General features: G+C 72.4%; 21 protein-coding genes. 11 read left to right on the forward strand and 10 right to left on the reverse strand.

The features are described 5' to 3' along the window. Positions 1 to 16 precede the first annotated feature (16 nt). Together QSK22_RS16085 and QSK22_RS16090 are read left to right on the forward strand one after the other, a co-directional pair. A complete protein-coding gene (locus tag QSK22_RS16085; RefSeq protein ID WP_285494983.1) occupies positions 17 to 235 on the forward strand; it encodes a DUF397 domain-containing protein in 219 nt (72 codons plus the stop codon). Between the two features lie 83 nt (positions 236 to 318). Then, the gene (locus QSK22_RS16090; RefSeq protein ID WP_285494984.1) at positions 319 to 1,170 is read left to right on the forward strand and encodes a GntR family transcriptional regulator; all 852 of its coding nucleotides are present in this window, start codon (positions 319 to 321) and stop codon (positions 1,168 to 1,170) included. 149 nt (positions 1,171 to 1,319) lie between these two features. On the opposite strand, the gene QSK22_RS16095 is transcribed toward QSK22_RS16090, so the two are convergent. Beyond that, positions 1,320 to 2,471 carry a LacI family DNA-binding transcriptional regulator gene (locus QSK22_RS16095; protein ID WP_285494985.1) on the reverse strand — a complete coding sequence of 384 codons (1,152 nt, stop codon included), beginning with the start codon at positions 2,469 to 2,471 and terminating at the stop codon, positions 1,320 to 1,322. Between the two features lie 135 nt (positions 2,472 to 2,606). On the opposite strand from QSK22_RS16095, the gene QSK22_RS16100 reads away from it, so the two are divergent. The 7 genes from QSK22_RS16100 to QSK22_RS16130 all read left to right on the forward strand — a co-directional run bounded on the left by QSK22_RS16100 (position 2,607) and on the right by QSK22_RS16130 (position 12,023). Then, positions 2,607 to 3,503, forward strand: coding sequence for an ABC transporter permease (locus QSK22_RS16100; protein ID WP_285494986.1), 897 nt, complete (start codon positions 2,607 to 2,609; stop codon positions 3,501 to 3,503). Positions 3,504 to 3,594: 91 nt separating this feature from the next. After that, entirely contained in the window at positions 3,595 to 4,617 is a 1,023-nt protein-coding gene (locus tag QSK22_RS16105) for an ABC transporter substrate-binding protein (protein ID WP_285494987.1), read from the forward strand. Between the two features lie 176 nt (positions 4,618 to 4,793). Next, complete coding sequence (locus QSK22_RS16110; protein ID WP_285494988.1) at positions 4,794 to 5,609, forward strand: ABC transporter ATP-binding protein; 816 nt, start codon at positions 4,794 to 4,796, stop codon at positions 5,607 to 5,609. Between the two features lie 726 nt (positions 5,610 to 6,335). Continuing rightward, positions 6,336 to 7,487 carry a Gfo/Idh/MocA family protein gene (locus QSK22_RS16115; protein WP_285494990.1) on the forward strand — a complete coding sequence of 384 codons (1,152 nt, stop codon included), beginning with the start codon at positions 6,336 to 6,338 and terminating at the stop codon, positions 7,485 to 7,487. Positions 7,488 to 7,493: 6 nt separating this feature from the next. Continuing rightward, positions 7,494 to 8,717, forward strand: coding sequence for an SLC5/6 family protein (locus QSK22_RS16120; RefSeq protein WP_285494991.1), 1,224 nt, complete (start codon positions 7,494 to 7,496; stop codon positions 8,715 to 8,717). A 96-nt stretch (positions 8,718 to 8,813) separates the two neighbouring features. Beyond that, positions 8,814 to 10,928 carry a PQQ-dependent sugar dehydrogenase gene (locus tag QSK22_RS16125; protein WP_285494992.1) on the forward strand — a complete coding sequence of 705 codons (2,115 nt, stop codon included), beginning with the start codon at positions 8,814 to 8,816 and terminating at the stop codon, positions 10,926 to 10,928. Between the two features lie 138 nt (positions 10,929 to 11,066). Then, positions 11,067 to 12,023 carry a LamG-like jellyroll fold domain-containing protein gene (locus QSK22_RS16130; protein WP_285494993.1) on the forward strand — a complete coding sequence of 319 codons (957 nt, stop codon included), beginning with the start codon at positions 11,067 to 11,069 and terminating at the stop codon, positions 12,021 to 12,023. Between the two features lie 74 nt (positions 12,024 to 12,097). Here QSK22_RS16130 and QSK22_RS16135 read toward each other — a convergent pair whose 3' ends face one another. From QSK22_RS16135 to QSK22_RS16145, 3 genes are read right to left on the reverse strand one after another with little or no spacing between them, the layout of a single operon-like run. Continuing rightward, positions 12,098 to 12,526: an SRPBCC family protein gene (locus QSK22_RS16135; protein WP_285494994.1), complete on the reverse strand. Its 429-nt coding sequence runs from the start codon at positions 12,524 to 12,526 to the stop codon at positions 12,098 to 12,100. Between the two features lie 35 nt (positions 12,527 to 12,561). Then, a complete protein-coding gene (locus tag QSK22_RS16140; protein WP_285494995.1) occupies positions 12,562 to 13,011 on the reverse strand; it encodes an ATP-binding protein in 450 nt (149 codons plus the stop codon). A 15-nt stretch (positions 13,012 to 13,026) separates the two neighbouring features. Further along, positions 13,027 to 13,395 carry a phage holin family protein gene (locus QSK22_RS16145; RefSeq protein WP_285494996.1) on the reverse strand — a complete coding sequence of 123 codons (369 nt, stop codon included), beginning with the start codon at positions 13,393 to 13,395 and terminating at the stop codon, positions 13,027 to 13,029. 392 nt (positions 13,396 to 13,787) lie between these two features. Between QSK22_RS16145 and QSK22_RS16150 the strand changes: the two genes are divergently transcribed. Together QSK22_RS16150 and QSK22_RS16155 are read left to right on the forward strand one after the other, a co-directional pair. Next, a complete protein-coding gene (locus QSK22_RS16150; protein WP_285494997.1) occupies positions 13,788 to 14,702 on the forward strand; it encodes a DNA-processing protein DprA in 915 nt (304 codons plus the stop codon). 163 nt (positions 14,703 to 14,865) lie between these two features. Then, positions 14,866 to 15,129 carry a hypothetical protein gene (locus tag QSK22_RS16155; protein WP_285494998.1) on the forward strand — a complete coding sequence of 88 codons (264 nt, stop codon included), beginning with the start codon at positions 14,866 to 14,868 and terminating at the stop codon, positions 15,127 to 15,129. A gap of 207 nt (positions 15,130 to 15,336) precedes the next feature. Here the strand turns inward: QSK22_RS16155 and QSK22_RS16160 are convergent, their stop codons facing one another. The 6 genes from QSK22_RS16160 to QSK22_RS16185 are packed head-to-tail and all read right to left on the reverse strand — an operon-like array spanning position 15,337 to position 21,155. After that, positions 15,337 to 16,536, reverse strand: coding sequence for a geranylgeranyl reductase family protein (locus tag QSK22_RS16160; protein WP_285494999.1), 1,200 nt, complete (start codon positions 16,534 to 16,536; stop codon positions 15,337 to 15,339). 53 nt (positions 16,537 to 16,589) lie between these two features. Continuing rightward, a complete protein-coding gene (locus QSK22_RS16165; protein ID WP_285495000.1) occupies positions 16,590 to 17,186 on the reverse strand; it encodes a TetR/AcrR family transcriptional regulator in 597 nt (198 codons plus the stop codon). 24 nt (positions 17,187 to 17,210) lie between these two features. Then, positions 17,211 to 17,945, reverse strand: a complete 735-nt coding sequence (locus QSK22_RS16170) for a sugar isomerase domain-containing protein (protein WP_285495001.1) — start codon at positions 17,943 to 17,945, stop codon at positions 17,211 to 17,213. Positions 17,946 to 17,984: 39 nt separating this feature from the next. Next, positions 17,985 to 18,284, reverse strand: a complete 300-nt coding sequence (locus QSK22_RS16175) for a PTS sugar transporter subunit IIB (RefSeq protein WP_285495002.1) — start codon at positions 18,282 to 18,284, stop codon at positions 17,985 to 17,987. Positions 18,285 to 18,315: 31 nt separating this feature from the next. Beyond that, positions 18,316 to 19,767, reverse strand: coding sequence for a PTS ascorbate transporter subunit IIC (ulaA, locus tag QSK22_RS16180; protein ID WP_285495003.1), 1,452 nt, complete (start codon positions 19,765 to 19,767; stop codon positions 18,316 to 18,318). An 8-nt stretch (positions 19,768 to 19,775) separates the two neighbouring features. Beyond that, positions 19,776 to 21,155, reverse strand: coding sequence for a hypothetical protein (locus QSK22_RS16185; protein ID WP_285495004.1), 1,380 nt, complete (start codon positions 21,153 to 21,155; stop codon positions 19,776 to 19,778). Between the last annotated feature and the right edge of the window lie 3 nt (positions 21,156 to 21,158).

Here is a 21,158-nt window from a genome sequence, read left to right on the forward strand (position 1 = left end):
TCCGAAAAACGAGAGGATGGCACGGCATGTCCACGCCGTGCCGTCCTGCATCACGTGGCGCAAGAGCAGCCGCAGCAACGGCGCCGGTGGCGAGTGCGTCGAACTCGCCACCACAGACCACGGAGTGGCCGTACGCGACAGCAAGCACCCAACCGGCCCTACTCTGAGCTTCCGCCCCGACGAGTGGGCCACCTTCCTGCACAACATCAAGACGGGCCAACACGACTTGAGCTGAGGCTCCCCTGACTCCTTGTGGGCCTCCGCCGTCCACCGGCGGAGGCCCCACGACTCGACATGCATCGGCGAAGGGGGCGGTAGGTGGGGTCAGCGCGGTATCGCGAGATCGCGGAGGATCTGCGGCGGCGCATCGATGAGGGCGAGTGGCAGGCCGGCGAGACCTTGCCGCCGATGGAGCGGCTTGCCGAGCACTACGGCGTCAGCCGCAACGCGGTCGCGCGGGCCGTCGGTAAGCTGGCCGAGCAGGGCCGCCTGGTCTCCGTGCCGCGCAGGGGCACCGTCGTGCGCCCGAGGCACCGCAAAGTCATCATGCGGACGGACATTGTCAGGCGCAACACGCGGCATGTGAAGGATGGCCAACAGATCGCGGGCGGTTACAGCTTTCCGGCCGCGATGGGCAACGAGCTGTGGACCCACCACATCACCCCCAAGACCGGCAAGGCTCCGCTCAACGACCCACGACTGGCGCACCTGCTGAACGTGCCGGTCGGGGAGGTCGTCACGCGCCGTCTCCGGGTCACCGGGCCGGAGGGCGAACCGGCCTTCCAGATCTCGACGACGTGGATCCACCCCCGCATCTCGGAGGAGGTGCCGGAGGTCGAAGACCCCTACGGCACCGGGCCGGGCGCCTGGATCGACGCGATCGAGAGCCGAGGGCACGGGCCCCTGGAGTGGCTGGAGCGACGGCGCGTGCGCATGCCGACCGTCGAAGAGCGCAAACTCCTGCTCATCCCGGCCGGCCTGCCGGTGTGGGAGATCGTGCGCATCAGCTACAGCGCAAGAGACGAGAAGGCCGTCGACGTCACGCAGGTCGTCATCCCGGGCGACCGCATGGAGGAGGTGGCCCAGCTGCGACGCGACGACTCGGCGAAGTGGCCGCACCAGGCCACCGGCCCCGACGGCCCACCCGTGGCTCCGGCCACGGAACCATAGTCACCGGACGGCAGTCATGAGACCGCCACAACGTTAATCGGCGGTGGACGGTGGTGCCGCAGCCGATGTTCTGGGCGTCGGCTGCGGCACCGGTATCGAGGCCCGGCAGATACAGGCGGCCGGGTGCTCGGGGGCGGGCCCGACACGCGTTAGCGGGCGGGGGTGGCGGAATTGCCGGGGGCGGTGGTTCGGCGCGGGGCGGAAGTGCCGTGCCGGCGGCGGTCGGCGGGGGCTGCCGGGCGGGGCGCGCGCGGGGTCGGGGCGCTGGGGGGCGGGGCGGTGCTGGCGCGGAGGACGACCCGGCCGGCGATGCGTTCGATGCGGCTGCGGCTGGCGCGAGGTTCCTTGAGGGCCAGGCGCATGGCGCGTTCGCCCATCTCGTCCAGCGGGAGGGAGACCGTGGTGAGGGGCGGGGTCAGGTCGGCGACGATCGGGATGTCGTCGAAGCCCGCCAGGGACACCTCGCCGGGCACGTCGACGCCGTGGTCGCGCAAGGCGGTCAGCGCGCCGATCGCCATCACGTCGGTGACCGCGAACACGCAGGTGGGACGGGGGTCGAGGCGGAGCAATTCGGTGGCGGCCGCGTAGCCGCCGTCGCGGGTGAAGCCGCCCTCCACCACGCGGGGGCGCAGCCCGGCGTCGGCCAGCGCGCCGGTGAAGCCGGCCAGCCGGTCGGCGACCGTGGTCAACGAGCGCGGGCCGGTCAGGACGGCGAAGTCGCGGTGGCCGAGGTCGAGCAGGGCGCGCGCCAGGGCGGCGGCGCCCTCGCGGTTCTGCGGCTGGACGGTGTCGACGCGCAGGCTGCGGTGCCGGCTGACGACCGCGACGCGGCCGCCGGCGCGCACGTAGGGGTCCAGTTCGGCGGCCATGGCGCGTTCCCAGGCGCGGTCCTCGAAGCCGGAGCCGATGAGCAGGATGGCGCGGGCGCGCTGGGCGCGCAGCATCGCGATGTACTCGATCTCGCGGTCGGGGTCGCGGAAGGTGCTGGCCAGCATGACCAGCAGGTCGTGTTCGGCGGCGGTGCGCATCACCCCGCGGGAGATCGCGGCGAAGTAGGGGTCGCTGACGTCGTGGCAGATCACGCCGATGGCCTTGCTGGACGAGCTGGCCAGGGCCTGGGCGTGCGCGTTCGGCGCGTACGCCAGCTCGGCGGCCGCGGCCAGCACCCGCTCGCGCAGGTCGGCGCGCACCTGCGCGGTGCCGTTGAGCACCCGGGAAGCCGTCGCCAGCGACACCCCTGCCCGCCGCGCCACATCCCGCAGGGTCACGTGCGAACGCCCAGGTCCCGTCTGCTCTCCCATCGCCGCCCTCTCGGTCGCCCCGGTCGCGCGGTCACTTTCCGAACCGCCTCTTGACCGCGCGCTGCGTCGTTCTTACGGTACATCAGAAAGCGCTTTCTGAAATCGCTTTCCAAGCCGACCACGGAGGTGGCCCCGATGGTGAGCCAGGGCACGACGTCGACGTCCACGGCGGCGTCCGCGACGCCCGCGGCCGAGAACTCGCCGCACGCGGCGGTGGTCGAACGCGGCCGCCCGCCCCTGGGCGAACGGGCCCGAGAGGCCCTGGAACGGTCCTGGCGGCCGGTGGCGATGCTGCTGGCCTGCGTGGCCGCCTGGTGGGCGGTCACCGCGGCCGAACTGGTGGAGTCCTACCTGGTGCCCTCGCCGGGGGCCACGCTCGACCTGATGGTCGACAAGTGGGGCTACATCTGGCACCACAGCTGGGTGACCACGTACGAGACGGTGGCCGGGTTCATCCTGGCCACGCTGATCGGCGTGGCCGCGGCCGTGGTGATGGTGTACTCCTCCTCGGTGGAGCGCACCCTCTACCCGATCCTGCTGTTCGCGCAGGTCATCCCGAAGATCGCCATCGCGCCGCTGTTCGTGGTCTGGCTGGGCTTCGGGGTGACGCCCAAGATCTTCGTCGCGGTGCTGATCGCTTTCTTCCCGGTGGTCATCGCCATGGTGACCGGTCTGAAGTCGGTCGATCCGGAGATGCTGCAGCTGTCGGCCACCATGGGCGCCGGCCCCTGGAAGACCTTCGCCAAGATTCGCTTCCCGGCCTCGCTGCCGCACCTGTTCTCCGGGCTGAAGGTGGCGGTGACACTGGCCGTCACCGGCGCCGTGGTGGGCGAGTTCGTCGGCGCCAACGAGGGCCTGGGCTATGTGATCCAGCAGGCCAACGGCAACCTGGACACTCCGATGCTGTTCGCCGCGCTGCTGGTGATGTCGGCGCTCGGCGTCGTGCTGTTCGTGCTGATCGAGCTGGCCGAACGGCTGCTGCTGCCCTGGCACGCCAGCCGCCGGGCGGACGCCACGACCACCACCTTCTGAGCGGACGCCGCGTCCGCATCCCACCCCCATGCCGCCGCACCCCGCTTCGACCCCAGCGGCGTGACCCACCCCATCCTCGGAGGCCGGAGAAATGAGACGACTTGCCACCCTGGCGGCCGCCGCCCTGATCCCCGCGCTGGCGCTGTCGGCGTGCGGCGGCGGTGACAGCGAGGAGACCACCAGCGCCTCGGGCAAGAAGCTGAAGAAGGTCACCCTGACCCTCAACTGGTACCCCTACGGCGAGCACGCGCCGTTCTACTACGGCAAGAAGAAGGGCATCTACGAGAAGTACGGCATCGACCTGACGATCAACGCGGGCCAGGGCTCGCAGAAGACCGTCCAGGCGACCGGCGCGGGCCAGACCGACTTCGGCTGGGCCGACACCCCGGCGCTGCTGGCGGCCGTGGACAAGGGCATGCCGGTCAAGAGCATCGGCGTGTTCCTGCAGACCACCCCGGCGTCGGTGCAGTCGTTCACCGCCACCGGCATCAAGACGCCCGCCGACCTGAAGGGCAAGCGCATCGCGGGCACCGCGGGCGACGCGCTGTCGCGCACCTTCCCGGTCTTCTTGCAGAAGAACGGGCTGAGCGAGAGCGACGTGCGCATCCAGAACACCGACCCGGCGGGCAAGATGTCGGCGGTGATCTCCGGGCAGGCCGACGGGCTGCTCGGCTACGCCAGCGACCAGGGCCCGACCATGCAGAACAAGGCGGGCAAGCCGGTGTCGTACCTGCGCTTCTCGGAGTACGGGCTGAACTTCTACTCCAACGGGCTGCTGGTCGGCGAGCGCAAGCTGAGCAGCGACCGCGACCTGGTGAAGAAGATGGTCGCCGCGACCAGCGAGGCGTGGACGGCGGCGCAGTCCGACCAGGCGGGCGCGGTGGCGTCCATGCAGGGCGCCTCCGAGCAGCTGCCGCCGGTGTCGGTGCTGACCGAGCAGTTCAAGACGACGCTGACGCTGCTGCACACGCCCAGCACCCAGGGCAAGGCGCCCGGCGTCAACACCGAGGCGGACTGGAAGCAGACGATCGACGTCTTCCATCAGGCCGGTGTGATCGAAAAGGCCCAGCCGCCGTCGGAGTACTGGCTGGCCGACACCGCGCCGCAGGGGTGACACGCAAATGAGCGGGTCGGCGGGGCGCACCGGCGCCCGCACCGCAGAGCGAGGCACGGGCGAGCAGGGAAGGCGCCGCCTTCCCGGCGCCCCGAAGGCGAGCGGGAGACGCGGATGAGCGAGCCGCGTGGCGGTGCCCGCACCGACGAGCGACGGGACGAGCAGCGATGAGGATCATGAGCAAGGCGGAGACAGCGGCCGGGGCACCGGCCCGGGCGACCAAGAACGCCGTGGAGCTCGACCGCGTGGCCGTGCGCTTCCGCACCCGAAAGCGCGACGTGACGGCGCTGGCCGAGGTCTCACTGACCGTGCCGATGGGCCAGTTCGTGGCGATCGTCGGGCCGTCGGGCTGCGGCAAGTCGACGCTGCTGAAGCTGGTGTCGGGGCTGCTGAAGCCGTCGTCGGGCACGGCGCGGCTGCGCAGCCAGACGGTGACCGGGCCCCGGCACGACATCGGATACGTGTTCCAGCGGGCGGCGCTGCTGGAATGGCGCACGGCCAAGCGCAACATCCTGCTGCAGGCGGAGATGCGCGGCATGCCCGCCGAGCAGGCCCGGCGGCGCGCCGCCGAGCTGATGGAGATGACCGGGCTGACCGGCTTCGAGGACGCCTATCCGCACGAGCTGTCGGGCGGCATGCAGCAGCGCGTGGCGCTGTGCCGGGCGCTGCTGCACGAGCCTCCGGTGCTGCTGATGGACGAGCCGTTCGGCGCCCTGGACGCCCTCACCCGCGAGCAGCTCAACATCGAGCTCAACCGCATCTGGCGGGAGACGGGCACCACGGTGCTGCTGGTCACGCACTCGGTGGCCGAGGCGGCGTACCTGGCCAACCGGGTGGTGGTGATGACGTCCCGGCCGGGCCGGGTCGCGGAGGTCATCGACGTGGACCTGCCGGCGGAGCGCGAGTACTCCACCACGGTGGCCACCCCGGAGTTCGCGCGGGTCACCGCCCGCATCCGCGAGCTGCTGGGCGCCGGCGCCGCCGCCGACTGACCGGTCCCGGGCGGCGCGCGGGCCGCCCGCCGGAGAGCGCGAGCGCGCCGTCCGGGCGCGAAAGCGGCTCGGGCCGGGCACGCGGGACGACACCGCGCGCCACCCGAGCCGGCGCGGCATCGGGCTTGGACGGCGCGCCGCGCTCGCCGCAATGGCGTCCCGATCCTGGCCGCCAGGCGGAGCCGAGCCGCCGGGCCGAGAGCGGGGCACCAGGCCAGGGCCGAAGCGCCGGGCCGGGGGCAGGTCACCGCGCCGGGACCGGACCACCGGGTCAGCAGCGGGCAACCGGTCCGGGTACCGGACGCCAGGCCAGGGACGGGGCCAAGTGCAGGCCACCGGGCCGAGGCCGGGCCACCAGGCCAGGTGCCAGACGCCAGGCCAAAGGCCAGGTCACCGGGCCGAGGCCGGGCCGCCGAGCCAGGTGCCGGACGCCGGGACCGGACCGTCGGGCCAGGTCCCGGGCACCGGGCCGAGGCCGGGCTACCAGGCCGGGTGCCGGACATCAGGCCAAGGCCAGGCCGCCGGGCCAAGGCCAGGCCGCCGGGCCAAGGCCAGGCCGCCGGGCCAAGGCCGGGCCCGGCCCGGGCCGGGGTGGGCCACCCGGGGCGGGCCCGGGGGCCGTGGGAGCGAAGAAGACAGCCGCCAGGCGATCGAGCCGCCCGGCGAGGACCGAGGCCGCGGACGCGGCGAACGGCGCCGCGTCCTCGACGGACACAGGAGGAACGGATGGCACGCAGGCCCCTCGGGATCGTCATGAACGGCGTGACCGGCAGGATGGGGTACCGGCAGCATCTGCTGCGCTCGATCCTGGCGATCCGCGACCAGGGCGGGCTGCGGCTGGCCGACGGGACCGTGCTGTGGCCGGAGCCGGTGCTGGTCGGGCGCAACGCGGGCAAGCTGCGCGCGCTGGCCGACCGGCACGGGCTCACCGAGTGGACGACCGACCTGAACGCGGCGCTGGAACGGTCCGACGTCGAAATCTACTTCGACGCGCAGGTGACCAGCGCGCGGGCCGCGGCCATCCGCGCCGCGGTCGCCGCGGGCAAGCACGTCTACACCGAGAAACCGCTGGCCGAGGACACCGCCGAGGCGGTGGCGCTGGCGCGGCTGGCCGACGAGGCCGGTGTCAAGCACGGTGTCGTGCAGGACAAGCTGTTCCTGCCGGGGCTGCGCAAGCTCAAGCGGCTGGTGGACGGCGGGTTCTTCGGCCGGATCCTGTCGGTGCGCGGCGAGTTCGGCTACTGGGTGTTCGAGGGCGACTGGCAGGAGGCGCAGCGCCCCAGCTGGAACTACCGGGCCGAGGACGGCGGCGGCATCATCCTCGACATGTTCGCCCACTGGCGGTACGTGCTGGAGGACATCGTCGCGCCGGTGCGGTCGGTGCAGTGCCTGGGCGCCACGCACATCCCCGAGCGGGTGGACGAGAACGGCAAGACCTACACCTGCACCGCCGACGACGCCGCGTACGGCATCTTCGAGCTGGACGGCGGGATCATCGCGCAGATCAACTCGTCGTGGACCACCCGGGTGTTCCGCGACGAGCTGGTGGAGTTCCAGGTGGACGGCACCGAGGGCAGCGCCGTCGCGGGGCTGCGCCGCTGCCGCGTCCAGCACCGCGCGATGACGCCCAAGCCGGTGTGGAACCCCGACCTGCCCGCCACCGAGAAGTTCCGCGACCAGTGGCAGGAGGTCCCCGACAACGAGGACTTCGACAACGGCTTCAAGGTGCAGTGGGAGATGTTCCTGCGGCACGTGGCCGAGGACGCGGAGTTCACCTGGGACTTCTACGCCGGGGCGCGCGGCGTGCAGCTCGCCGAGCTGGGCCTGCGGTCCTGGCGGGAGGGGCGCCGCATCGAGATCCCCGAGCTGGGCCGCTGATCTGGCATGGCAGGATCGTCGAACCGGTCTGGGCCCGCGGGCTCCGCCGGCGTCCCCGAGCGGACGTGGCGCAGCGCGGCGGGCGCGTGGCTGGGCATCGGCACGGCGCCGGGCGCGCTGGTGCTCGGTGCGCAGATCGGCGGGCGGCACGACGGCGTCCTGCCCGTGCTGGTGCTGGCGGCGGGCGGCGCGGTCATGGCGCTGCTGCTGGCGGCGGGCGGACGGCTGGGGCTGCGGCCGCCGCGCGGCGACGGCGTGGCGGTGGCCGCGCTGATGCCGCGGTACCTGCCCGGCCCGGCCGAGCGGATGCTGACCGGGCTGCTCGCGGTGGCGATGGTCGGCTGGTTCGGGTTCAACGTGGGCCTGGGCGGGGCGGCGCTTGGCGAGCTGACCGGGCTGGCCGACCCGGTCGGGGTGGCGCTGCTGGCGGTGCCGCTGGTGACGGTGCTGCTGGGCGGCAGCGGCCGCTGGAACGCGGTGGCGGTGGGGACCACGCTCACCGCGATCGCGCTGGTGGCGATCGTGGCGGTGCGGCTGGCGCCGCCGGACCCGCCGGTGGCGTGGTCGCGCGCGGGACCGCCGGTCACGCTGGCGACCGACCTGGCGGGCTACGTCGGCTACGTGTCGGTGTTCGCGGTGCGCGCGCCCGACTTCACGGTGGGGCTGCGCGACCGCCGCGACCTGGCCTGGTGCGTGGGCCTGCTGGTGGTCCCGGCGCTGGCGGCCTCGGTGGTCGGGGCCGGGCTGGCGGCCTCCAGCGGCTCGACCGACGTGGTCGCGGTGCTGGCCGGGCCGCACGGGCTGCCGGTGGCGAACCTGTTCGTGGCCGCGTCGGTGATCGCTCCGACGCTGGCGACGGTGCATTCGGGGGTGTTCGCCGTCCGGCGGTTCGCCCCGCCGCTGCCGCACGCAGCGGCGGTACTGGCGATCGCGGTGCCGGGCTCGGTGCTGGCCGCGCTGCGCGTGGACCAGATGCTGCTGTCCTGGCTGACCCTGCTGGCGGCGGCGCTGCCGGCGCTCATCCCCCCGCTGGCGGCCGAGGCGGCGCGGCGGCGCCGGGGGCGTCCGGCGCGGCCGGTGTCCACCTGGCTGTGGGCGCCCGCGGCGGGCGCCGCGCTGGTGCTCACGCTGGCCGGGTTCGCGGCGGCGGCCCCGGCCGGACTCCTGGTTTCGGCTGTGCTGACGTTGGGACAGCACTTCGTCCGAAACCGGCCACACCATCAGCCATAAGTTCATTCTTGACGGACCGGATCGACGCTCGTACGTTCTAGGAAAGCGCTTACAGAAAGCGCTTTCATCCCACCCCCACCCCCCTGGAGGGCCGGAATGACAGAAATCCGCTGGTCTCCTCCGAAACTGGTCGCACTCGTCACAGCCCTGTTCACGGCTCTGGCCGCCGTGCTGCTGGCGGCCCCGCCGCAGGCGAGGGCGGACGACCCGATCATCGACCCCATTCCCGAAGACCCCGTACCGTCCGGAATCGGGCTGGTCCTCAAAGAGGTCGCCCAACTCCCCGAATCCACCCCCACCCCGGCCGACATGGTCACCGACCCGCGGCTGGTGCGGCACAACCGCATCAACTACGTCGGCGAGGTGCCCGACAGCTCCGGCCGCCTGTACGTGCCCGACCTGAACGGCAACCTGTACTTCCTGGACAAGAAGACCTACCGGTACCACGTCTACCTGGACGTCAAGGCCCAGTTCCCCGACTTCTTCTCCGCCCAGGGCCTCGGCCAGGGCTTCGGCTTCGTCGCCTTCCACCCCGACTTCAAGCGCAACGGCAAGTTCTACACCGTGCACGTGGAGTCCGGTAACGCGCTGACCACCAAGAAGCCCGACCTGACACCGCAGCCGAACACCGCCTACCACGGCATCATCACCGAGTGGACGGCCGACGACCCGTCCGCGCAGACCTTCAGCGGCACCCACCGCGAGCTGCTGCGCATCGGGTTCTCCGGGCGCATCCACGGCATCCAGCAGATCGACTTCAACCCCAACGCCCGGCCCGGCAGCGCCGACTACGGCAAGCTCTACCTGGCGGTCGGCGACGGCGGCAACGGCAACGTCGGCGACAACGGCGGCGACCCGCAGAACCTCGCCGTCCCGCAGGGCAAGATCCTGCGCATCGACCCGGCCGGCAACAACAGCGACAACGGCAAGTACGGCATCCCCGCCGACAACCCGTATGCCGGCCGCGACGGCGTGGTCAAGGAGATCTACGCCATCGGCATGCGCGACCCGCACCGGTTCAGCTGGGACACCGGCGGGCAGAAGCGCATGTTCCTCGGCCACATCGGCGAGCACGCCATCGAGGCCGTCTACGACGTGCGCCCCGGCGACAACTTCGGCTGGAGCGAGCGCGAGGGCGCGTTCCGGTTCGACAAGAACGACCGCTGCTACCTGCACCCGCTGCCCGAGGACGACGCCAAGTACGGCTACACCTACCCGCTGGCGGCCTACGACCACGACCGTCCGCCGAACCTGTCCTGCACCGCCGACAGCGGCAACGCCATCTCCACCGGCTTCGTCTACCGCGGCGGGAAGCTGGCGGCCCTGCGCGGCAAGTTCCTGATCACCGACATCGTCAACGGCCGGCTCCTGTACGCCGAGGAGAAGGAGATGCAGCGCGACCCGACCGGGCAGAAGCGCGCGCAGCTCTACTCGATGGCCGCCTACGACACCGAAGGCAACCCCGTCACGCTGCAGCAGCTGGCCGGCGACACCCGCGTGGACGCCCGGTTCGGCCAGGACGCGCAGGGCGAGCCGTACCTGCTGGCCAAGGCCAACGGCAAGATCTGGAAGGTCGTCGGCACCAAGACCTTCGCCGACTGCCGCACCACGCCGGTCCGCGTGCAGGCCACGTCCGGCAAGGACTGGACGCCGGTCACCCCGTCCAAGTGGCGGTTCAACGGCCGCGAGGCCGTGCTGGCCGAGGCCGGCACCGAGCGTCCCGGCCCGCGCCGCCCGTACGAGTACGCCGTGCTGAGCAAGGGCCCTGAGCTCGGCTCCACCGAGATCACCGCCAAGGTCCGGCTGGACACGCCGGTGTCGGTCAGCAACCGGGACGTGGTCCTCCTCTTCGGCTACCAGTCCGACACCCGCTTCTACTACGCGCATCTGTCCAGCGACAACACCATCTACCCGCACAACGGGATCTTCGTGGTGGACGACGCCGACCGGGCGCGCATCGACCAGCAGTGGAACGGCAACCGGCTCGTCCCGCACGGCGCACCGCCCGCCGTCACCGACGAGGCGTGGCACGACGTGCGCATCAAGCACTGCGCGGACACCGGCGAGATCGCCGTCTACATGGACGGCTCGAAGCGCCCGCTGATGACGGCCGTCGACACCACGTTCCGCTCCGGCAGGGTGGGCTTCGGCTCGTTCGACAACGTCGGCAGCCTGCGCAACCTGACCGTCACCGGAACCCGCGCCGGCTGATCAGCAGGTGACCGGCACGGCCGCTTTTCGACGCTCCGGCGGCCGTGCGGCCGGCCCCGGGCGGGCGCCAGACCTCCCTCGCCCGCCCGGGCCGCCCCCTTCGTCCCTGGACACCTCCCCCGCCCCAAGGAGAAAACGATGATCGTTCGCCGTATCGCGGTGGCGGCGCTGCTCGGCAGTGCGCTCGCCGCGGTCCCGGCGCAGGCCCAGGCCGACGCGGCGTCGGGCAAGGGCCGCCCGGACGTGTTCCCCAGCCTCCGGCACGGCCTGGTGGCGCACTACGACTTCGAGCACCCCGTCAAGGGCGACCCGGCGCGCGAACGCGACCTCGGTCCGTCCGGCACCGATATCGACCTGGTCAACGGCGGCGCCGCCATGCGCGTGCCGGACGGCGCGCACCGCGGCAGCAAGGGCTCGATCCAGCTCGGGCAGGTCAACCCGACCGTCGCGGGCAACGACGACTGGAAGGCCGGGATCTACTCCGAGACCGGCGTGCCGACGCTGCGCGCGTTCAACGCCACGCGCGGCGCCACCGTCCTGGGCTGGTTCAAGATGACCGGCGCCAACCCGAGCCCCAACTCCAACACCGCCGACCCGAACGACAAGTACAACGCGACCGGGCTGGCGGGCGTGCTCAGCGGCGACTCCAACGGCCACGACGTGCGCGCCCTCCTGGAGATCATCGACGTGCAGGGCGAGCAGCGCGTCGTCGCCCTCGGCCGCCGCATTGACGGCGGCAACTCCCAGACGTTCGCCGCCGACGAGGACTGGCAGAAGATCCTGCCGCTCAACACCTGGGTGTTCCTGGCCGCGACGTTCGACTTCGACAAGGGCACCATGGCCCTGTACAAGAACGGCAAGCCGCTGTCCGGCTTCTACACCCGCAACGACGACCCGTGGGCCATCGGCGGCACCCCCGGCCCGCACACGACCAGCGCGACCGACCCGCGCGGCATCAAGATCGGCGGCAGTTTCCCGCAGAACACGCGGGAGCAGAATCCCTGCAACTGCCGCATCGACAGCGTCATGCTGTTCGACCGCCCGCTGACCGCCTGGGAGATCGAACGGCAGTACCACCTCGTCGCCCGCAAGTAGGCACGCCTGCGACGTCCGGCCCGGCCGGCGGGATCCGCCCCGCCGCCCGGGCCGGCTCCATGTCCGGGCGGCGGTCAGCCCCCGCCGGGCTGCCCGGCGCGGCGGGCGACCTCCTGCGCCAGGCGGTCCAGCGCCTGCCGCAGCTCGCGTTCGGCGTGGTCGTGCGCCTGCGCCTCGCCCGTCGCCTCCGGCTGGTCGCCGAGGAACGACAGGTGCACCACGACCTCGCTGGTGCCTCCGGGGCTGTCCATGACCTGGAGCCAGCCCGTGTAGTCGGGCGTGCCCCGGGTTCCCCACTCCAGCCGGAACCGCTCGGGCGAGGTGCGCATGACACCTTCGCGGTCGACGCCGCGGGCGTGGTCCTCGGCCTCGGCGATACCGGGGGCGACCTCGTGCACGTCGATCTCGCCGGGCAGCCACCGGTGCATGGTCTGCGTGTCCGCGGCGATGTCGAACACCACGCGGCCGTCGGCCGGCATGGTGCGGCTGGCCTCGTACTCCATGGCCCTCACTCCCGGTGTTGGACGACGGGTATCGGCTACCCGGAAATATCCGCCCTAACCGACTCAAACCTGATCACGTCGACGCGGTCGAACCCCTCATTCACCGCCGGGGGAACGAGCCGTTTTCTCGCGTGCAGCATCCCGGCCTCCGGTACTCGGGCCCGCCCCGTCCGGGCGGCGTTGCGCTGCAGGCACACCTCGGGCGGCACGTCGACGAACACGGCCCGCACCGTCGCCCCGTGCCGCCGGGCGATCTCGATGATCGGCGCCCTCTCCCGCGGCGACGGGTTGGTGTTATCGACGACGACGTCGCGTCCCCGGCCGAGCAGCTCGTGCAGCACCCGCCGCTGGCGCGCCTCCCGCCCGCGGGCGTTCGGCCAGTGGTCCTTGCTCACGACCGCATGAGTCCGGGCCAGATGCGCCGCCACCCAGGTCGATTTGCCGCTTCCCGGCAACCCGACCATGACCACCACGTCGGGCCGCACGCAGCCACCTCCGGCCTAGTCGCCGGCGGCCGCGTCCGCGAGAATCTCGGCGACCTTGCGGGCGGTCTCGGTCGGCAGCGGCACCGGGTGCCCCCGCCAGCGCCGCACCGCCGCCATCGCCGCCGCCCCCGCCCCGCCGCCGTATGCGGCAGCCGCCACGGCCGCGGCGAGCTCGGGCCGCAGCTTCTTCTCCAGCAGCAGCACGCTCAGCCGGTACGAGGCCGCGGTCGCCAGCGCGCCGAGCGTCCCGGCCACCATGCCCATCTGCACGGCCGGCAGCCGGCGCTGCGCCTTGTCCCACATCTCCCGCTGCGCCGCCTCGGCCACATCCCGCGTGATCGCCACGCTCTGGTCGAGCACCTCCTGCGGTGCCTGCTTCACCATGCCCCGTCCCCTACCCACCCCCACCCCGCTAAGCATGTGAGCCCCCACCACAGCACCGCACGCCTCGGGGGATTCGCGACAACGCCCCCATCCATGACGCTCACCGACGAGCAGCCCCCGGCGGCCAGCGCAGCCGCGCCCGACACCTTCCAAGGCCGCGGCCTCTGGCCCTGAACCACTGCCGGTACCGCCAGGAGGTGGCCAAGGGGCTGCCCTCACGGGAGCGGTCCAGTCGCTCGAGTCGCCGCGAGGGCCCACAAGGCGCGCTACCGGGCATCCAAGGCTGAACCTCCGCTCCGCCACCACCCCGGACGACCACGTTCGCACATACTTTCGATAAAACAGGGGCCTATCCCTCCGCTTCGACGGTGCCCCGGGTTAGCCTCGGGGACATGGACCCCCAGCTGCGAGAACGGAGCGCTCTCGTCGCCCTGCTGCGTCTGCCAGGGGCACGGTGGCAAGAGACGGCCCAGGAGGTCCTGGCCGACAGTGTCGTGGATGTGCTGGCGCGACGGCTCCGCCCACAGGAGGTCCTGTTCACCGAAGGAGACCCGGTCGAAGAGGCGATCGTGGAGGCCGCCCGCGACGTGACGGCCTGGCAGGCCGAGGGGCTGGGCGTGCACGCCTTTTTCGACCCGCGTTATCCGGCGCAGCTGCGCGAGATCCACCAGATGCCGCCGATCCTGTTCACCAGGGGCGCACTCGCCGAGGACCGCCGGGCCATCGCGGTGGTCGGCACCCGGCAGGCCAGCCCGGAGGGCCTGCGGATCGCCGACACCGTGGCCAGCGAACTGGCCGCCGACGGAGTCACCGTGGTCAGTGGCCTGGCCAGAGGCATCGACACGGCCGCACACCGCGCTGCGCTGAGGGCGGGCGGCCGCACCGTCGCCGTGATCGGAACCGGGATCCGACGGCACTATCCGGCGGAGAACCGCGAGCTTCAGGAGCAGATCACCCGCGAGGGCCTGGTGATCAGCCAGTTCTGGCCGGACGCACCGCCGCACAAGCGCAGTTTTCTGATGCGCAACGCCGTTATGAGCGGTTATGCTGCGGCCACTCTGGTCGTCGAAGCGCCATGGCGCAGTGGCGCGCGCAGCCAGGCGGGGCTCGCCCTCGCACTCGGCCGACCGGTGATCATCACCGACAGGCTGCTGGAGCATGACTGGGCGCGCGACTTCGCTCGGCGCCCCGGTGTTCACGTGGTACACAGCGCGGCGGAGATGCTCGACGTCGCCAACACACTGATCCGTCGGGCCGGGATATCGCCGGACTCGCTTTCGGAGGCGTCCCCCTTTGCCTGGACGTGACCCTGTCGCGCCGCTGCGCACATGGCTCGCCGAACACGCCCAATACCTTCGCAACCCGCTCCCGGTCGGTGCCGGAATCTGCATGACGTGCAGAGGTCCCGCCGGCTCCTCGTTCCTGCGCTGCATACCGTGCGACAAGCACTTGCGGGCGGCCCCGGACAGCATGGCCGACGTCGTAGCGCCGATCTCCTACGCCCACGCGCATGAGCAGCACATGCACGACCTTCGCACGTACAAGTGGCGCACCCCGCCGGAGATCAGCCGCAGCCGGTTACTCAGTCTGCTCGTCGTGTTCCTCGCCGACCACGGCCGCTGCCTGGTGGAAGCGGCGGGAGGCACGGCTCCGTCCGCCGCGGCGGTCGTGCCGAGCACCAAGGGACGGCCCGGCCCGCAAAGACAGGAGCAGCGGTCCAGGACTGCGGCGTGAGCGGGAAACCGGTGCCGCACGTGCCCACGGCAGCCGAGATCCGCGACGAGTCGCAGGCGCTCGTTAGCGGATTCGCGGGGTCACGGCGGAGGCGTTCGCGTCACCCGGGCACCGGACGACTCAATGCGCGCCACCGGGGTCGTGGCGGTGGTTCCTTCCGCAGTACAAGCGCCGCTGACGGTGTGCCGGACTTTTGCACCGGCGGTGTCAGGGGGCGGGGGTCAGGCGGGTCAAGGCTTTGGCCAGGTGGTCGGTGAGGGTGCGGGGGGACGGGTCGGTGTGGCCGGTCAGGATGTGGACGGCCAGGCGCATGAGGGAAGGGTGCGTGAGGCCCTGGCGGGTGGCCAGGCGCATGATCCGGGGGTTCTCGATCGCCTGGGTGAACCAGCGGCCCAGGGTGAAGGGGACGCCGAGGGACGTTCGCAACGCCCGCGGGTAGGTGTGCAGGACGCGTTCGCGCTGGGACGCCGTCGGGCGGGCCAGGGCCTGGACGATCACGTCGGCGGCGATGCGGGCGGATTCGAGGGCGTAGCCGATGCCCTCGCCGCTCATCGGGTTGGCCATGCCGCCCGAATCGCCGACCAGCAGCAGGCCCGGACGGTAGTGCGGCAGCCGCGAGAAGCCCATGGGGATCGCGGCGCCGCGGACGGGGCCGGTGGCGTTGCGCGGGGTCAGGCCCCATGCGGGCGGGAGCGCGGCCAGCCAGGAGTCCATCAGGCGGCGCGGGTCGCGGTGGGTGCGGCGCAGCAGGGCGACGCCGACGTTGCAGGTGCCGTCGCCCATGCCGAACACCCAGCCGTACCCGGCGGGGACGACGTCGAGGTGGCATTCGAGCATGTCGTCGTCGTGGCGCAAGCTGCGGAAGTAGCGGCGCACCGCCACGCCGACGGGGCGGTCGGCGCGGGGGCGCAGGCCGAGCGCGACGGCGAGGCGGGAGGAGGCGCCGTCGGCGGCGATGACGAGACGCGCCTCGTGCGGGCCGGCGTCGGTGGTGACGCCGACGACGTGGCCGGTGCGGTCGTCCAGCAGCGGGCCGGTCACCCGGGTGCGTTCGCGCAGCACGGCGCCGCAGGCCACGGCGCGGCGGGCCAGCAGTTCGTCGAGGTCGCGGCGGGTGCGCAGCAGGCCGAAGGCGGGGAACACGGTGCCGTCCGGCCAGGGCAGGTCGAGCGCGCGTCCCCCGGCGACCAGGCGGACGCCGCGGTTGCGCATCCAGCCGGGGCGGTCCAGATCGACGCCGAGGGTGATCAACTCGCGGACCGCGCGGGGCGTCAGGCCGTCGCCGCAGACCTTCTCGCGCGGGAAGGCGGCCTTCTCCAGCAGCAGGACGTCCAGGCCCGCGCGGGCGAGGTGGCAGGCCGCCGCCGAGCCCGCGGGTCCCGCACCGACCACGATCACATCGGTCACGGCCTGATCGTTCCCGACGGACGACCGTTACGTAATTATCTGACCACATGCGGTCACGATGCCACGGGATCGCCCGCCAGCAGCGCCTCCAGGTTTTTCACCAGCATCGTCTCGGCGTACCCGGGGATGGTGCCGGACGCCGACAGGTGCCGCCGGGCGACCGCGAGCGGCAGGTCCGCGACGATCTGGTACAGGCGCTCCAACCCCTCGGGGGTGTCCAGGCCCATCCGGCCGCCGAGGGCCCGCACCTCGGCCAGGACGCGGCGGTTGGCGGCGCGCAGCCGCTCGCGGGTCTCCGGCGGCCACTCCGGCTCGTCGAAGTCGGCGGGGCTATAGAGCAGAATGCGCGCGTCGCGCGGATTCTCCCGGCTCCACACCAGCGTGTGCCGGGACGCGGCGATCATCGCCCGGCCCGGCGGGTCGAGCCGCAGCGCGTCGTACAGTCCCTCCTGGTAGCGCTCGACGGTGCGCACCCACAGGGCCGCCAGCAGCGCCGGCAGCCCCGGGAAGCGGTGGTACACCGAGCCGCTGGGGGCACCGGCGGTGCGGGCGACCGCGGCGACCGTGACGTTGCGCGGACCGGACGCCGCCACCAGGTCGGCGGCGGCGTCGAGCAGCCGGTCGGCGTCGTAACGCGGCGGTCGTCCCATGCCGACGAGCGTATAACCGGCCGGTCAGTCCGGCGGGCCGCCCAGTTCGGGGACGCGGTGGCGGTAGCGCTCCAGCAGGTGCCGGTTGCGTTCGTCTCCGCCGGGGACGTTGGCGCTGGTCCAGCACGGCAGGTCCAGACCGCGCGCGGCGGCCAGGTCGTGCAGTTCGGCCAGCAGCCGACTCCACGCGTACGCGGCCAGGACGGTGGAGACGGCGGCGGTGCGGGCCGCGCCGGGCGGGTGGACGACGTCGCCGGGCGGTACGGCGGTGTCCACGACGACCGCGGCGTGGTCGGTGAGCCGGCTGCCCGCGCGCGCCGCGGCGTGCCGGGACGCCTCGGGCGACGTCACGGCGATGACGGGGACGCCGCGCGCGGCGCACTCGCGGGCGATCTCCACGGGGTACGGGTTGCGCCCGCTGGTGGAGAACACCACCGCCACGTCCGGGGGCGACGGGTCGGCCGCCCGCACCACCGACAGGCCCAGGCCGGGGCGGCGTTCGGCGCCGGTGCTGGCCGTGGCGTCGTGCAGGGGGAGGACAGAGGGGTCCCACAGCGGTCGCACGCACGCCAGGCCGCCGGCGCGGTAGAACGTCTCGCACACCAGGGCCAGGGAGTGCCCGGCCCCGCCGACGTGCACCAGGCCGTCGGCGGCGACGGCCTCCAGCACCAGGGCGGCGGCGTCGCCGATCGGCTTGGCGGATCGCTCGTCGAGCTCGTCGAGCAGGGCGCGGACCAGGGCGGGATGCCCTTCAGGCATCGGGCGCAGCCTCCTTCGGGGGGTGTGGTCGGTGCGGGGTCAGAGCCAGCCCTGCGCGGTGAACGCCTCGCGCAGCCGCTTCTCCAGGCCGTCCCGGTCGAGGAAGTCGGTGACCGTGATGACGACGGGCGCCAGGTCGCCGATCTCGGCGGTGTGCATGCCCTGTCCGATGACGACGTCGGGGCTCATCCCGCGGGCGGTGGAGATGTCGGTGTTCTCCACCCGGGCGTCCACGTCCAGCGAGCGCAGCGCGTCCTCGGCGGTCATCTTGAGCATCAGGCTCGACCCCATGCCGACGCCGCAGACGGCGAGCACTTCGAGCCTGCGGTCCAGTGCCATGTTCGTTCTCCTTCTCGTCGGTGCCGGCGGTTCACGCGCCGGAGACGGCCTCGGCGCCCTTGCCCGGGCCGGTGTCCTTGCCGGCGGTGTCCTGCACCGCCGCGCGGCGGCTCTCCCGGCGGCCGAGGACGACCAGGGTCACCGCGGTCGCGGCCAGCGCCACCACCGGGACGGCCCACACGGCGGCGCCGCCCACCAGCGGGTCGGCGGCCTTGAGCAGCCAGGCGATCGCGTACCAGTCGGGGTCGGCGAGGGTGGCCAGCTCGGGCGCGGTGCGGTCGAACAGGTCCCAGGTGACGGCCTGCCCGACGGCCAGCGTCAGGCCGCTGATCACGCCGCCGATGACCGCGCCGCGCCAGCCCGCCACCGCGTTGCCGAACAGCGCGGCCGCGCCGCCCACGAAGAACAGCATGATCATCGGCGGGGCGAGGGTGAACCAGCCGGCCGCGGCGAACGCCGCCAGGCAGGCCAAGAACACCGCAAGCGCGGACACGAACCCGATCATGACGGCGGTGGGCGCCACGGGGAAGACGGTCGGGGCGTCCAGTGCGGGCCGGGTGCCGGGGATCACCCGGTCGCTGAAGCCCTTGAACGCGGGCACGATCTCGGCCAGGAACATCCGCACGCCGAACAGCAGGATCGCGATGCCGCCCGCAAAGCGCAGCCCCACCAGCAGGCCCCACACCCACGGCGACAGCTTGTCGTCCATCTCGGCGGCCAGCTTGGCGACCACCGCGTCGTCGGCGAACGCCACCGCCGCCAGCATGATCACCGTGATGACCAGGGCGGTGCTGACGTTGATGTCCTTGAAGAACGACAGCTGGCGGGGCAGTTTGAGCTTCTCGGTGTCGTGCCGTTCGCGGTCCCCGAACGGGCGGGCCGCGTACCCGGTGACGAGCGCGGCCAGCGAGCTGGTGTGGGCGTAGCCGAACCGGTCGTCCGGCATGACGCGGCGCATCAGCGGCCGCATCCACAGCGGCTGCAGCGTCCAGTAGGCGGCCACGAACCCGGCGCCGCACAGCACGAGGGTGAGCTGGTCGGCGTCCGGCGCGATGGTGACCAGCGCCGCCACCGTGACGGTGCTGATCCAGAACATCAGGTGCCCGGTCAGGTACAGGTACCGGGCTGCCGGGAACAGCCGGACGATCACCACGTGCAGCAGGAACGCCACCGTGATCACCAGTGCGACCGTGCCGCCCTGACGGGACAGGAACTCGGTCAGCGTGTGGTCGGCCTTGGGCGGTTCGGTGCCCATGGCACTGGCCAGCACCGTCTGGAAGCTGGTCAGGCCGCCGGTGAACACCTCCACGCCGATGAACAGGATGACGACGCCGATCGTGGCGCGCAGCGCGCCCGCCAGCACGTCCTCCAGGCGCTTGCGCTGCAGGAGCAGGCCGATCAGCGTGATCAGCCCGATGAGGACGGGCACCTGGCCGAACACGTTGTCGGCCAGGAAGGTGAGGACGTCTTTGACGATGTCCATGGGGGGTGTCACCTCGCGTTGTCGGGGACGTAGAGGCGGATGTCATCCACCAGCGCCGACCCCTCGTAATAGTTCAGGTGGGGATCGCCGATGATGAACGAATCGGGGTAGGCCGAACCCTTGGGCCAGGTGTGCTCGGTGATGTGGGTGCCGGCGGGGCCGGTGTGGACGAGCCTGCGGTCGAAGCGGCCGTCGTACTCGCCGGGCGTCTGGTTGTAGTGCCAGATCGGACGGCCGTCCTCGACGAACTCATGGCGGACGCGCAGCGTCGTCGGGCCGGTGTGCAGGAACGGGCCGCTCATCTCCAGCGTGTAGCCGGAGTTGTCGCGTTCCACCGCGAACCGGTAGGCGGCCCGGGGCAGCAGTTCCGGGCGCAGCTCGACACTGGTGAGGTGGCCCTGGAAACGGCCGCCCGGTCCGTACGGGCGGTCCATGGACACGTTCCCGCACGGGGTCTTGATGTAGTACTCGTTGCTGACGTTGTTGTTGGCGGCCTCGCGGAACTTGTCGCCGCGCACGAACAGGGCGTTGACGCCGTTGAAGGTGCCGTCGAAGGTGCGGTAGATCTGCCGCGTCTTCGGATTGCAGGTGCCGGCGTTCTTCCAGCGGTCGTCGTCGCTGTAGTAGCCGTCCATGATGACCTTGCGCCGGAAGTGGATGCCGGGGTTGCCGTGCGGCGCCGGGGTCGGGTAGTCGAGGATCGTCAGGTAGTAGAACCCGTTCTCCCTGGTGACATCGGGGTATTCGCACCTGGTCTTGCCGGGCAGCGCGCCCCAGAACGTCCACGGGAAGCGGGTCTTGCACGGTTGTCTGGTGTAGCCGTTGTGCTTGCCGCCGTAGTCGAAGGTTCCGCCGCGCTTGCCGCCGAAGTCGATGCCGCGCAGCGTCATCTCCACCCGGTAGCGGCGCGGCAGGGGGCGGGTCGGGCGGATCAGCACCCCGGCGTCCCAGCTCGGCTCGAAGATGCGTGCGACCCGCCCGCCGTCCGGAAGCGTCGCGTTCGCCAGGCCCGGCCGGGAGTCGGGACGGCCGTCGCGGTCCTTGTCGACGGCGGCGATCTCGGCGGTGAGCCAGCCGTCCCGGCCGAACGGGACGCGCTTGCGGTACACGTTCAGCGTCGCCAGCTGCCGCTCGAACGCCGGCCCGCTGATCTTCTTCCACGCCTCGCCGTCGTCGTCGAACGCGTCCACGTGCCATGGGCTGCGCGGGCCATGGGGATCCCGCCGCCACGGCGCGCGGTCGACGGGCAGCGGCTGGTCGAAGTCCTCCCGGGCGACAAGCCTCCAGCCCTCGCGTCCGGCGCCGGACTCGGACTCCGCGGCGACCGGCCGCACGGCGGGGGCGGCCGCCACTGCGGTCGCCCCCGCGGCCGCCACGGTGGCCTTCAAGCA

The organism is Actinomadura sp. NBRC 104425, assembly GCF_030269545.1.
GTDB classification, from domain to species: domain Bacteria; phylum Actinomycetota; class Actinomycetes; order Streptosporangiales; family Streptosporangiaceae; genus Spirillospora; species Spirillospora keratinilytica.